We start from the raw sequence: 13864 nt of genomic DNA, 5'->3' as shown, positions 1-13864 counted from the left end.
TTTTGTTTTACTATCGCAAGTATTACAACATTCAGACCAAAATAAAAAAAAAGATCGATTCACGATTTAAATAGCTAACATACAGCAATTTATTTTAACATCAATAAGCATATTTTTTTATTCGGATAACAGTTTGATCTCACGATGGGGTGACCTAAAAAATAATTCTCCAATCTTTTTGATGCAAGCGTTGTAAATATCAAAAGTAAATTATATTTTTGCATTCCCTTCAGGGATAAAGGGTCGGATGGCCGAGTGGCTAGGCTGAGGTCTGCAAAACCTCCTACAGCGGTTCGAATCCGCTTCCGACCTCGTTTTATTGACTATATAAAGATATAACAATGGGAGTTACACGTTTAAAAAGAAAAGATAGAAGAAATAAAACTGTTTCACGTGTGGAAGTTCAGTTTTTGAAATTAGGTCGCAATATTGAATTAGGTTCAAGAAGCCAAATGCCTAAAAAAAGTCAGATCACCAAAAATGACGAAATCTTGAATGCACTAGCTACTGAAGCTAAATAATACCACGCAAACAAAGAAATTGGAAGGAGAACTTAACCGTTCTCCTTTTTTTTATTTGCGGCTTTCCAAAAGATCTTTAAGTTCAGCTACTAACGCGCGCGATGTCTGCAACGTAGGCTCATTCATGCCTGCCAAGGCGTCTGACTCGAATGTCATTTGCGAATCGATCGATATTTTTGCCGAACTATGTATAGCCGTTGCATTTGTATGAGCGAGAATATCCAAAATATTACCCGCATTAACACCTGCCCCAGGCATAATTTCTATCCGACCATCGGCCTGCATGATCAACTCTTTCAACAATTGTACTCCCTCGACTGCGGTGTTTCTTAAACCAGACGTAAGGATACGATTGAATCCTAAACCAATAATATCTTCCAATGCCTCTGCTGGATTATTCGTACGGTCAAATGCCCGATGAAATACCACCGTCATCGGCTTCGCCAGTTCTACGAGGCTGGCGTTCCGCTTAAGGTCCACACGCCCATCCTTGCAGAGTATGCCTATGACAACACCATCACAGCCCGCTTCTTTACAAAAGCTAATATCCATCTTCATTTCTTCAAACTCGTCGTCCGTGTACACAAAATCACCCCCTCGCGGCCGTATAAGAACGTGCATGCCAATTTGCAAGAGCTGGCGCGCCCGCTTTATCTGGCCATACGACGGTGTAATGCCTCCATTCTCTAAATTTTGACAAAATTCGACACGACTTGCTCCACCCAATTGAGCCTGTACGGCGGAATAAGGTGAGTTGGCACAAATCTCCAACTTTACCCCGACGATTTCCTTTTCCTTTCCAATCATAACACAAAATTGCCAATTTTCACTCGCGTATGGTACAATTCGGCATGTACAATTTATTGAAATATGATAACAATCAATAAATCAGTATGTTATTTTAAAAAAAGCAAAACAATTTATTGGTTGATGTTGTTATACAAACTCGCGCCTATTCGTGCAAAGTAGAATCTTTAACATTATTCGTCATGACAATAATACCTAGAGAAATCGAAATTCAGGAGAAGCTATCAACGATTTTCGACGAACTTGTCGACCAAAAAGAACATATTCGCTGTCAGCTAGCACGGTCTAGACAGCTGTACAAACAGGTTTGCGACGAACACATTTTTTCTGGATTTTCCACAGAGGTAGCTTGGTTGGAGGCGACGCAACAACACCAGCAAAAATTTTTGGAATATGACGCACATTGCTACATACTTGATATCTTGACAGATTACCGGAATATGGAAGGCTATTTTCCTGAATACATTGACATGTTGGCAAATTTGGAAAACATCATGCTAAGATTTGCGCGCGAGGAACGTTACGAAGTATCGGCCATCATCAAGCCATGGCTGCAAAAACTGATAAAAAGTCTATAATACATGGATGGAAGCGGGCTCCCATCCATGCGGAAAGACGAGGAGTTAGCTACTGGATCGTACTCAACGTTATGGGCAAGGTATAACTTACGCGGACGGTACGGCCATTTTGCACACCTGGCGCCCATTTTTTCGCTTTTTGCAGTACCCTTACAGCTTCTTGACCTGTACCAAAGCTAAGATCACGGATCACGTTGATATCCGTTAAACTGCCATCGCGTTCCACCACAAAAGAAACGACGATGCTGCCTTTAACGCCCTGCTGTAATGCAGCCTCCGGATAATTATAATTTTTTCCTACCCACTGCACGAAAGCCTTCATCCCGCCTGGTGGCTCTGGCATTACCTCCACGGCTTTGAAAATGTCGTTCCCGCCTACCCCACCCTCTATGTCATTAGAAGCCACACCGGTCATGCCTCCCTCCTGTTTGGTGGGCCCAAATTCGCCCTTGGCAAGGTAAGCACCTCCCTCTACTTTTTTTAACGTGATACGGGCGGTCATCTTATCCTTAAGCTCGTCTTGAGAAACCATGTCCTCGGTAACCGCATTTGCCGCAGTCACAATCGGCTCGACCGCTCGGATAAGGTCGATGTTCGGCGGGTCTTGGGCTATTTGTTGAACAGGTTTTTCCGCGGGAATCAGGATTTCTTCTTCCCTTGGAGGATCAGGAAGCTTGATATCCCCAGTCAACATCACAGGCGTTTGTTCATAGGGTGTGGTTAAATGAATGGATTTCGGCATCTGATCATGAGCAATCTTCGTCCCAATTAAAAGGGCGACGGCTCCTGTTACAATGATCAGTGCTCTATTGGTCGCTAATGCGGCATGTTTACGTAGATCGTAGGCGCCATATGAGCGGTTGCGCGAAGAAAAAACAACATCCAGCCATTCTTTTTCGTAGATATCTAATTTGCTGTTCCACATAACGGAGATATTTGAAGGTTTACATACGTTTACTATACGATGTAAGCACACATCATATTCCATAAATATCTATCCGTATTGGTGAAGAATCTTAAATACTATGCATGCAGCAACGTTCCTACGGAAGCAGTTATGTGCACGGGTTCCCTCAGAGCGTGCTAGACATGCATCCGAGCCAAGGGTGCGATATCTTGTCCTACGAAATCATTTTTTAGATACTTTTGATACCCCGCGATGGCAATCATCGCGGCATTATCCGTACAATATTCAAATTTTGGGATAAACACATTCCATTGATAACGTGACCCCATGGCCAATAAGCTTTCGCGCAATCCGGAGTTAGCGGACACCCCTCCTGCGATGGCCACATTGGTTACACCAGTCTGCTTGGCAGCCTTTTTAAGTTTATTAAGTAAGATGGAGACGATACGGCTCTGTACCGAAGCACAGACATCAGGCAGATTTTCTTGAAGAAAATCAGGGTTCAACTTTTCCTGCGCTTGGACCATATATAGAATCGCGGTTTTCAATCCAGAGAAACTGAAATCTAGATCGGCGATTTGCGGTTCAGGCAATTTGAAGGCATCAGGATTTCCATCTTTAGCATATTTATCGATGAGTGGACCGCCAGGATAAGGAAGGTTCAAAATTTTGGCGGTTTTGTCAAAAGCTTCCCCCGCCGCATCATCCAATGTCTGCCCCAATAATTCCATATCAAAAAAATCTTTGACTAAAACGATCTGTGTATGTCCACCCGATACGGTAAGACATAGAAAGGGGAACGCTGGTTTCGGTTCATCAATAAAGTGTGCTAAGATATGTGCCTGCATATGGTTCACCTCGATCAGCGGAATATGGCGCGCCAGGGCGAACGCCTTTGCGAAAGATGTTCCGACCAGCAACGAGCCTAAAAGCCCGGGACCGCGTGTAAAAGCAACCGCATCGATGTCATTTTTATGTATTTTTGCCTGCTGTATGGCATGATCCACCGTCGGAATGATATGCTGTTGGTGTGCACGAGAGGCCAACTCGGGAACGACGCCTCCGTAATTTGCATGAATTGCTTGACCAGCAATAATATTTGACTTAATTTCACCGTCTATACAAATAGAAGCTGAAGTTTCGTCGCAGGAAGATTCGATACCGAGTATGATAGCCATGGCACAAAGTATTAAAAACAGAACACAAAAATATCAAAAAAATACTAAAAATAACGCTCATTACGCTGGTTAGCATTACCGTGCTAACGATATGCGCTATCTTCGCTTTACGGTATCCCGCCGTACAGACCTATGTATCCAAAAAAGCGGCAAACTACCTAAGCAGACAACTGCATACGGAAATCCGTATCGGTAAAGTACACCTTAAGCCGTTCAGATCCTTACTGATCGAAGACATCAGTATCAATGACCTTCGCGGAAAAAAAATGCTCGATGCCAAAAGCATTACCGCTACCTTTTCCTTAACTAAGCTGTTTCAAAAAGAGATAGAAATCCGTAAATTAACGTTGGAGGACGCCTATACGAACTACGAATATTATGGCGACAGCTCAAACATCAGCTTTCTAATCGATTATTTTACGTCTCCAAAAGATTCAACCTCTTTTGGGCAAAACGGATTGCAATTCAGACTCAAGCAGGTTGTGTTAAAAAACAATCAATTCAAATTGGTCGATCATCGATACACGTCACATCCAAAAGGCGTCAATTTTGCGGATCTCGATATCTACGCGATATCAGGGGAGTTTGTGTTGACAGCGCTTTCCAACAAGGAGGTCGAAGCCACGATCTCCAAGCTGACATTTCAAGAGAAAAGTGGCTTGCACTTGCGTGAATTATCTACAGAAGCCTACATCTCGTCCAGCAAAATGGAATTTAAGAATCTTTCCATGCGTCTTAACCGGTCGAAAATCGGAAGTTACCTGCTATTCCATTACCACTCTTTTTCCGATTTTGAAAACTTTATTGAAAAAGTGCAAATCAAAGGTGAGCTGGCAGACGCATTTGTCGATTCTAGAGATATCGAATTTTTTGCGCCCCAGATGTCGCAGGTCAAATTTATCAGCGCGGTCAACAGGGCCAGGGTATCGGGAACGGTGGCCAACCTTCGTGCCGAAGGGGTGTCGTTGACTACCGGAACAAATACACATTTGGAGGGGAGCTTTTCTATGTATGGTCTTCCGGATATACAGCGCACACGGTTTGATTTTGACCTCGCGTCGCTTCGGACCTCAAGCGGAGACGTAGAAAAACTAGCATCCGAATTGGCAGGCATTCCCGCATTCCAACTACCTGATGCGCTGCACAAACTGGGAACAGTCGGTTACCGAGGGCGCTTTCGTGGCTTCTATCATGATTTCAGGATAGAGGGGCAAGCCACCACAACACAGGGCAGCCTAAATACGAACAGCCATATTGTGCTTGCCCCTACGTTAAAATATACAGGGCTAATAGAAAGCAAAGCTTTCGATATAGGGCAACTTTTAAGCAGCAAGGAGATCGGAAAGCCTGGCTTCCACATCCGTTTTGACGGTGAAGGGTTCGATTTGGCTAGGATAAAGGTTGCAGCTCAAGGTCAGGTGAATAACTTTACCTTCCACGATTACGTGTACAGACAAGTTACCTTTGACGGCCGGATAGCGGACAGGCTACTCACTACTGAAGGAAAAATCGATGATACCCATGCCACACTAACGTTCGACGGCGATATGAGATGGGAAGACGGTTTGCCTACCGCGTACAACCTCTCATCGACCATTGAAACACTTGATCTCAAACGCTTGAACTTGTTCTCGAAAGATAGTATCGTTGTCGAACATGCGAACGTACGCGCCTCGCTCGCGGGAGAGTCCCTCAATTTACTAAACGGGCATATTCATGCGGACGATATCCAATTCCGGTCGTCGCGAGGTATCTTTGCGATGGATAGACTTGAATTCACCTCAGCCGGTAACGAGGAATCCAAATTACTGACGTTAGAATCGGATATAGTAGATGGGCAATTAAACGGGCAGATAGATCTCCATACCATTGGTGCATATTTCCGATCGCTTGCGATGCGATATGCGCCCGCGATAAATATTGAATCCTCGCCATATAATCCGCAGAACTTCGATCTCCGCTTAGCGATAAAATCCTTTAACCCGGTATCTGCTTTATTTGATCCTGATTTACGCCTTGAGCACGGTGCTAGCTTAACGGCCAAGTTTTCATCGGACGACTATAAGGCAACCTTTAAAGCATTTAGTCCGACGGTCGCTTACAAAGGCATGAAAATCGAAAACCTATCCCTAACCGAGCAGGCCGACAACCGAGCTTTCTCGCTATTGATCGATGCAGATAGGTTTAGTTTTTCAGACTCGGCATATATCGATCATATCCACATACGCAATATATTAGCCAACGATAGCCTGACGTTCCAAGTCGCCCTTTCGGAAGACAATAGGGAGAATTATTTAAATCTTAATGGCAATATTCATTTCGCGCACAACAAACCTGCCTACGTCCGTTTCGAGAAATCAGACATTGTACTGAACAATGAAAAATGGGAAATTAACGAAGATGCAGATCTACGCGTTTCCAAAGGAAAATTCTATCTGAAAAATCTTTTGCTGAAACGCGACCGGCAGGAGGTTCGGCTCAACGGCATACTCTCCAATGAAGACGATGACTTAGAAGTTGCTTTCCGCGACTTTAGTTTATCGTCTTTGGCCGGCATTACGAAATCATTGGGCATACAACTCCAAGGCAGCCTGAACGGGGATATTCGCATACATTCCATCTTCCAAAAGCCTACACTGTCTACGCATATTTCGACTACTCCTATTATCTTCAACAACCTTCCAATAGGAACGCTGCGTATAAACGCCGATTTTGCCCCTGCAAATGGATTGATCCAGCTAAACGGCAACCTTTCTGACGTGGACGGGCGCGGTGTAGAGGTAAAGGGCACCTACGAGATCGGGTCTCCGGCCGGTGAGCTGCAATTACACAGCAAAATAAAAGATTTGGATGCTGGCATCCTCCAACCTTTTTTACAAACGTTGGTGTCCGACTTGTACGGAAAAATAAGTGGAGACCTGCATATTATTGGAACACTTCGCGATCCTATAATCAACGGAACAGCCGATATTCGAGATGCATCGTTTTTGGTAAACTACCTCCAAACCACTTATGTGATAGCGAACCAGCAGTCTGTGATTCAAAATAACCGCGTACATCTCCATAACTTCCAATTTTCTGATGTAAAAAACAGCAAGGCTACCGCCAAAGGTTATGTCGATTTAAGTAGATTGAGCGACCCAACCTTGGATATCGAAGCTACTGCAGAAAATTTTCAAATACTAAATACGGGAAGAAAGGATAACGAAACGTTTTTCGGCACGGCCTATGCATCTGGCACCTTTAGCTTTAAAGGGCCTACCAGTGGTATCAACATCGATATCAACGCGCGATCCAACACCAACACGACCATCACGATTCCTTTCAACAGTTCCTTAAAAGTAAGCGACAACGATTTTTTCTATTTTACAAACATCGATTCTGCAGAAAAAAACAGATCCATATCAAAACGACTATTTCAAGGAATAACGATGAATATGGATCTGAATTTAACACGGGATGCAGAAATAAATTTAGAAAACAACCTGGGCTCACTCAAAGGAGTAGGCACAGGTAACATTTCCTTGCGTATTTCCAATTTGGGTGATTTTGAAATGTTTGGGGACTATAATGTTTTGGCTGGAAAGTTTCATTTTACAGCGCAGGACTTTTTCAATAAGTTTTTTGATCTTAAGGAAGGAGGAACCATCCGTTGGGCGGGCAATCCTGCAGAAGCAACCGTCAACCTCAGCGCCTCTTATCAACAACGTACGTCCGTAGCCCCGCTGTATAATGCCGCTGGCCGAACGGAAAATAATGATCGGATCCTTGCTCAGGCGGATATGATACTGAAGGGTACCCTATCGCAACCCGAAGTGTCTTTTGACCTCAACTTTCCACAAGATCCCTATGTAAAGGATGAACTGCAGGGTTACCTAAGCGATGGAAATAATGTGAACCAACAGGCAATCAGTCTGATCGTTCGCCGAAGTTTTACCCCCGCCTCTACCCAAGAGTTTGGTCGGGAAGTAAACAACACCTTGCTATCTGCTGGCACCGAGATCGCATTCAATCAGTTAAACAGCATTATTTCACAATCCCTAAACATGAACTTTCTTGATCTGAACATTCGTTCTTTTAACGATGCGTCGGCCTCCCTACGTTTTTTCGACGACCGACTGATCTTGACCGGCGGGGTAAGCGACCGAAGCCGGAGCCAGCTGAATGACTTAACGCTGTTTTCCGATCAGGTTGCCACCGATGCAGAAGTTACGTTTCGATTGCGGCAGGATGGAAACCTTGTTTTACGGGCCTACAACCGCTTGAACACGCGGAATTTCCTTTTTACTCCCTACAGCGACTACATCAGCGCCGTCGGGGTGGTATACCGGCAAGAGTTTAACACCCTTTCGGAGTTTTGGCGGAAGCTATGGATCTGGAATGAACGGAAACAAAAGGCAGCTCCCCTACTAATCCTTCCGAACAACTCAAGTAGCGATTAACGCAACAACAACCGCACCATATTGTGCCATTCTTCCGCTGTAGTCCCTTTGAAAATAGGCTGCTGCGCTCGGTGATACCAGTATTGGGCATTTCCTAAATCGCCTTCCACACGATGCAAGTATGCATGCACGTGAGCAGCAATATGATCGTCCAAATGATCGATCAGCTCGTGCGCCTTTTTCCAATCCCCTTTCCGTTCATACCAAAGCGCTTGTAAAGGCGCTGTTAATTCGGTCGGTGCAGTTTGTTCTTCTTCTAAGCGCCGCAAAAAATCTTCGTAAGTCATCTAAAATGTTTGTGTGTACTTGTGCTTTAGCACTCGAAATATACATTTTTATCTGAATTTACATACTAATATTTGTAAAGAGAACGTTAGAAAGATAGTTTGTAACAAAAATATTATAATTAACAGCTTGAACGACGATAGCGGATTTTTTGTTAGAACTGCAGATAATGGTACATATATTAAAAAACTAAAAGTTAAGAATGAAACATGCTATCTATGCAATTCCATTGCTCTTGTTCGGGCCTATTCCTGTATTTTCCTCTCTCTCCAACGCCGAAACAAGTAAAGCAACATCACAAAAGGTGAATACTACCTTTACCAACCCACTTAAAGAGAACAACAGTTCGCACCATTACTGGTCGGCGTCCCCCTTACAATTGGATACATTAAATGCAATCAAAGGGTCTGTCAAAGACGAGCAGGGCGCCCCGATGCAGGGCGTTATCGTGACCGTTAAGGGGGAGTCTGTCAATGTCGTTTCGGACGAGCAAGGGGCATATGCACTGGAGGCGAAGCCCGATGCTACCCTGATCTTCAACAAAACAGACTTTGCACGGCACGAAGAGCCGGTAAACAACCGCAGTGAGATCCACGTCGTTCTGAAGGTAGCACTGCCGGATTCTGCGCAAACGGATTCTACAGTGATGGCAACCAATGCTGTAGATTCCACACTGACGGATTCGACCGGTACCAAAGCAATCTCGTTATTGCCCGTGCAGCAGGATTCCACGCAATCAGCCACAACAGCACGGACCAACTCCAGCGCGACGCCCCAAAACGCGCAGGATCTTGTTCAGGGAACTGTGCGCGACGCGAATGGTCCCGTTGCGGGTGCCACCGTATCCGTAAAAGGACAAGCGATTACTGCAGCAACGGATGACCAAGGGAAGTTTAGTATTGCCGCGGCTAACAGTCAGGCGCTTATTTTCAGTGCAGTAGGCTACCGGGAGCATGAAGAAGTGCTAAACAACAGAAAAGACGTATCAGTCATGCTGATACAAGAAACCAAAACGATCGAGTCCGTACAAGTCGTTGCCGTTGGATATGGCACCATGGAACGCGCAACGCTTGCCAGTTCGGTATCCAGTATTGGTTCTGATCAAATTGAAAACGAGGTATTGCCCAGTATCCCCCAAGCGATTCAAGGCAAGGCTGGTGGTGTACAGGTATCCCAAAAGTCGGGTTCGCCGGGCGGTGGGCTAAGCATCCGTGTACGCGGTACAACATCCATCAACGCAAGCTCGGACCCCCTCTATGTCATTGACGGTATACCTGTCAACAGTACCACCAATTTCACCGGTGGTTCGACCTTTGACTTTGGAGGAGGAACACAAGGTATCAACGTTTTGTCTTCTTTGAATCCTTCCGATGTGCAGTCCGTTGAGATCCTTAAAGATGCAGCATCCTCATCGATATACGGTTCGCGGGCGGCAAACGGTGTCGTATTGATCACCACCAAAAAAGGTGAAGCTGGGACAAGTCAATTTCATTTCAATATGTACGAAGGCTACTCTGAAATGCCTGCAGAGCGGAAGTACAAGATGATGAACACCGCGCAGTACCAAGACTATATGCGCGACTTCTATAGTATCTATCAACAAGAAGACCCTAGCCGTGTCATTCCTGATCAAATTCTTTCCAACCCTTCCATCAACACCGATTGGCAGGATGTGGTGTTTCGAAAAGCAGCTACCCGAAGCTACGAGGTGGCCGCAAGTGGCGGTGGTGAGAAAACGCAGTATTACACCTCGTTCGGTTACATGCGACAAGGCGGTATTTTACATGGATCCGATTTCAATCGTATTAGCGGACGCATCAACCTGAATCACCAACACAGTGAGAAACTGAATTTTGCCACCGCAATTAACATCACGCGCGCAGAAAACGACCGCGTACAAGAAGAAAACTCCCGTGAAGGAGCCACTAAGAACGGGATCTTCGCACCGCCAAATTTATCGGTGTATGATGAAAACGGAAACTATGTGTACGATCAGGTAAGCGCCACACGGGAGAACCCCTTAGCTATACTAAACCTACCGATTAACAATGCGCAAACTTGGCGTATCTTGGCAAATGCGAGTGCAGAATACCGCTTCATCCCGTCCCTTGCTTTTAAAACGAGTTTCGGCGTAGACGCAAGTTTCATCGATGAGACCTTCTTTATGCCTCCCAACGGGCTTCGCGCGTTTGCCAGCCAAGGTGGTATCGGCGCCCGTCGGAATACGCGAGATCAATTGTGGATCAATGAAACAACCTTAACATTTGATAAGACGTTCGGCGATCACCATGTGAATGCCTTGGGAGGATTCTCGGTACAAGAATCCCGACTAGAATTCGTCCACGGACAACGGAATAATTTTCCTTCGAACGATATTCCATACATTAGTGCCGGAGGTGTAGTAACAGGAGCAAATTCATTCCCAGAAGAGTGGGCCATAGCGTCTGGTTTTGCACGGGTAAGCTATGATTTCCAAAAGAAATATATCGTAACAGCCAATCTACGATCTGATGGATCTTCCCGGTTCGGTGCTGAAAATCGCTGGGCGACATTCCCATCTGTTGCGGCGGCATGGCGTATTTCGGAAGAAGGCTTTTTAAAGGAGCTTCCTAGTATCAGTAATTTAAAATTGCGCGGTAGCTGGGGGGTGACAGGTAATCAAAATATTGGCAACTACGCAAGTTATTCGCTGTATTCTGGAGGCAACAACTATTTGGGCGCTCCGGGCTTTGTTCCTGCGGTTTTGGGCGATATAAACCTGAAATGGGAAACCACGCAACAGACGGATATTGGTATCGACCTTGGCTTATTCAACAATAGAATTTCCATCCTTGCCGATTACTATTATAAGAAGACGTCAGATTTGTTAATTGCTGTACCTATATTGAGCAGCTCGGGCTATCTCAATCAGTTCACCAATTCGGGCGATATTGAAAACAAAGGTTTTGAATTTGAATTGACTACACAGAATCTTGTGGGTGCATTTAAATGGACAACATCTTTGAACATGACATTCAACCGCAACAAAGTACTTGCGCTGCCACCGGGCGTGCCACGTATGCTGGGCGGTGTTGGCGAACTCAATATTGCGGAAGCAGGTCTTCCGCTAGGAACGTTCTTCGGATGGAAGATGATCGGTGTAAATCCACAAACAGGACTCATAGAATACGAAGGTCGTGACGGGCAACCGACAACACCGAGCGATCCGCTCGACAGGCAGATCATCGGAGATCCCAACCCGGATTTCTTTGGCGGTATTACCAACAATTTTCAGTACCGTAACTTTGACTTGAGTATTATGGGGCAGTTTTCTTACGGCAATGACCTGTTTAATTACAATCTTGCAACGGGCCTAGGAGGCTCCAACTTAAGCTCCAACGGTCTTGTAGATTGGGTCGATAGATGGAGACAGCCTGGCGATAATACCGATGTGCCGCGCCCCACTCCTGGCAATTTCGATAACTCGGCTATATCAGATCGGTTTGTGCAAGATGGATCCTTCTTCCGCCTGCGTAACATAACCCTTGGTTATTCCTTACCGAAGGATTTGACAGACAAAATAAAGGTGAACAAACTTCGCGCTTACGTAACCGTACAAAATGCCTATGTTTTCACCAAATATAAAGGATTTGACCCGGAGGTCGGATCCAGTCACGGCGGTGCCAACACAGGTCTGATATATGGTTACGATTATGGAAGTTATCCACAGCCGCGCATTTTTACCGCAGGTATCAATTTGTCATTTTAACATTAAAGCACACATGAATACGCTATATAAACTTTCTGTCTTCGCGCTTTTCGCAGTAGGCTTCTCTGCTTGCAATAGTTTTCTCGATCGAGAACCACTCAGCCAAGTGACGAATGACAATTTTTTCAATTCAGAAACCAATGCCAACTCGGCGGTCATCGGTATGTACCGCACCATGACCAGCTCGTTCTCATGGGGACAGACGGCAGTTATCGTCCCCGAGTTTTCCGCACGACACGTCGCCCACGCTTCGGCATTTCCGGAGTACGAAAACTTCGCTACACACAACGTTACTGTTATCAATCCCTGGACCTCCAATGTATGGCAAGGGGTGTATAATACGATCAATGCGGCAAACAACATCATAGCCCGCGTTCCTGAAATTCCGGAGAATGCCATTTCCCTGGAAAAAAGAAACCAGTTTATCGGTGAAGGAAAATTTGTCCGCGCCATGAGCTATTTTTTCTTAGTAAGAGCCTTCGGACGCGTTCCGCTAAAATTGACTGCGACGACCGAGGAAGAGAACCAAGCTATTCGGCAAAGTGACCCCGAGGAAATCTATGCGCAGATGGTAACTGATTTGACGGAAAGCGTGGAGGCTCTGCAAGAATCCAACGAGAGCGTTGATGCTACCAAAGGTCGTGCTACCAAAGCCGCAGCTAAAGCTTTGTTGGCGAAGGTGTATCTCTATCAGGCACAATATACTAACGATTATACACAGGCTGCCAGCTTAGCGAAAGAGATTATCGATTCAGAAGCATTTCAACTGGTAGCTAATTTTGGCAGTATCTGGCAAAATGAAAATACTACCGAATCTATTTTCGAGCTCCAGTTCGATGACCAAACAACCAATCCATTGGCTTTGGTCAGCAATGATAACGCGAGCATGTTGTTTCGCGCCAAAGACTCTTCCATTGTTGCCTTGTTCGAAGAAGGGGACAGCAGACGTGATTTCTCTGTGTTTAAAGGAACACGGGATCAGTTTTACATCGGTAAGTTTCCCAATGCAAATCCCCCAAGCCAAAACCTGCCTATCATCCGTTTGGCCGAAATTTATTTGATTCACGCCGAAGCGGCAGCGCGTGTGAGCGGCACCGTTTCTACGGAAGCATTTAACTCGTTGAACGCCGTTTTAACACGGGCCAACGTGGGCCGGGAGATCTCGGAATTTACAAATGTAGATGACTTTGTGCTGTTTGTACAGGAGGAAAAGGAGCGCGAGCTTCTTTTTGAGGGGGAAACCTGGTTTGACTTTTGTCGGACGGGGCTGGCCCTCGAAAAATACAGTAGCCTTTCAAACGAGCAATACTTCGTTTACCCCATACCGTCGGGACAAATCGTGCTCGGCGGAGGCTTGGAACAGAATCCAGGCTACTAACAATAAAAAAGAAGGGAGCG

The 13864-nt window shown here is 45.4% G+C and carries 9 protein-coding genes and 1 tRNA gene; 6 read left to right on the top strand and 4 right to left on the bottom strand.

Translation table 11 applies throughout. The annotated features are described in order from the left end of the window. The first annotated feature begins 241 nt into the window (after positions 1-241). A tRNA-Cys gene (locus tag IE165_RS00280) sits at positions 242-312 on the top strand. Positions 313-341: 29 nt separating this feature from the next. Continuing rightward, positions 342-521 carry a spore protein gene (locus tag IE165_RS00275; protein ID WP_189624600.1) on the top strand — a complete coding sequence of 60 codons (180 nt, stop codon included), beginning with the start codon at positions 342-344 and terminating at the stop codon, positions 519-521. 51 nt (positions 522-572) lie between these two features. Here IE165_RS00275 and IE165_RS00270 read toward each other — a convergent pair whose 3' ends face one another. Further along, the gene (locus IE165_RS00270) at positions 573-1328 is read right to left on the bottom strand and encodes a copper homeostasis protein CutC (protein WP_189624599.1); all 756 of its coding nucleotides are present in this window, start codon (positions 1326-1328) and stop codon (positions 573-575) included. 182 nt (positions 1329-1510) lie between these two features. Between IE165_RS00270 and IE165_RS00265 the strand changes: the two genes are divergently transcribed. After that, the gene (locus IE165_RS00265) at positions 1511-1906 is read left to right on the top strand and encodes a hypothetical protein (protein ID WP_189624598.1); all 396 of its coding nucleotides are present in this window, start codon (positions 1511-1513) and stop codon (positions 1904-1906) included. Between the two features lie 49 nt (positions 1907-1955). Here the strand turns inward: IE165_RS00265 and IE165_RS00260 are convergent, their stop codons facing one another. Next, complete coding sequence (locus IE165_RS00260; RefSeq protein ID WP_189624597.1) at positions 1956-2831, bottom strand: energy transducer TonB; 876 nt, start codon at positions 2829-2831, stop codon at positions 1956-1958. A 158-nt stretch (positions 2832-2989) separates the two neighbouring features. Continuing rightward, entirely contained in the window at positions 2990-3991 is a 1002-nt protein-coding gene (gene tsaD, locus IE165_RS00255) for a tRNA (adenosine(37)-N6)-threonylcarbamoyltransferase complex transferase subunit TsaD (protein ID WP_189624596.1), read from the bottom strand. Positions 3992-4071: 80 nt separating this feature from the next. Between tsaD and IE165_RS00250 the strand changes: the two genes are divergently transcribed. Further along, positions 4072-8433 carry a translocation/assembly module TamB domain-containing protein gene (locus IE165_RS00250; RefSeq protein WP_189624595.1) on the top strand — a complete coding sequence of 1454 codons (4362 nt, stop codon included), beginning with the start codon at positions 4072-4074 and terminating at the stop codon, positions 8431-8433. Here IE165_RS00250 and IE165_RS00245 read toward each other — a convergent pair. Continuing rightward, the gene (locus IE165_RS00245; protein ID WP_189624594.1) at positions 8430-8720 is read right to left on the bottom strand and encodes a hypothetical protein; all 291 of its coding nucleotides are present in this window, start codon (positions 8718-8720) and stop codon (positions 8430-8432) included. The two genes, IE165_RS00250 and IE165_RS00245, sit on opposite strands and share 4 nt — an antisense overlap. Before the next feature lie 200 nt (positions 8721-8920). Here IE165_RS00245 and IE165_RS00240 point away from each other — a divergent pair, with 200 nt between their 5' ends. Both IE165_RS00240 and IE165_RS00235 read left to right on the top strand, forming a co-directional pair. Further along, positions 8921-12466 (top strand): SusC/RagA family TonB-linked outer membrane protein, encoded by a 3546-nt coding sequence (locus IE165_RS00240; protein WP_189624593.1) that lies wholly within the window; start codon positions 8921-8923, stop codon positions 12464-12466. Positions 12467-12479: 13 nt separating this feature from the next. After that, a complete protein-coding gene (locus IE165_RS00235) occupies positions 12480-13844 on the top strand; it encodes a RagB/SusD family nutrient uptake outer membrane protein (RefSeq protein WP_189624592.1) in 1365 nt (454 codons plus the stop codon). Positions 13845-13864 lie beyond the last annotated feature (20 nt).

It is taken from the genome of Sphingobacterium griseoflavum (genome assembly GCF_014653155.1).
In the GTDB taxonomy this organism is placed as follows: Bacteria; Bacteroidota; Bacteroidia; order Sphingobacteriales; family Sphingobacteriaceae; genus Sphingobacterium; species Sphingobacterium griseoflavum.
This window is presented reverse-complemented; position numbering and strand designations above follow the sequence as displayed.

Bases quoted from the DNA above. Each gene is read 5' to 3' on its own strand.
- IE165_RS00260 (WP_189624597.1), bottom strand. From the start codon at position 2,831: ATGTGGAACAGCAAATTAGATATCTACGAAAAAGAATGGCTGGATGTT.
- IE165_RS00270 (WP_189624599.1), bottom strand. From the start codon at position 1,328: ATGATTGGAAAGGAAAAGGAAATCGTCGGGGTAAAGTTGGAGATTTGT.
- tsaD (WP_189624596.1), bottom strand. From the start codon at position 3,991: ATGGCTATCATACTCGGTATCGAATCTTCCTGCGACGAAACTTCAGCT.
- IE165_RS00240 (WP_189624593.1), top strand. From the start codon at position 8,921: ATGAAACATGCTATCTATGCAATTCCATTGCTCTTGTTCGGGCCTATT.
- IE165_RS00275 (WP_189624600.1), top strand. From the start codon at position 342: ATGGGAGTTACACGTTTAAAAAGAAAAGATAGAAGAAATAAAACTGTT.
- IE165_RS00235 (WP_189624592.1), top strand. From the start codon at position 12,480: ATGAATACGCTATATAAACTTTCTGTCTTCGCGCTTTTCGCAGTAGGC.
- IE165_RS00265 (WP_189624598.1), top strand. From the start codon at position 1,511: ATGACAATAATACCTAGAGAAATCGAAATTCAGGAGAAGCTATCAACG.
- IE165_RS00245 (WP_189624594.1), bottom strand. From the start codon at position 8,720: ATGACTTACGAAGATTTTTTGCGGCGCTTAGAAGAAGAACAAACTGCA.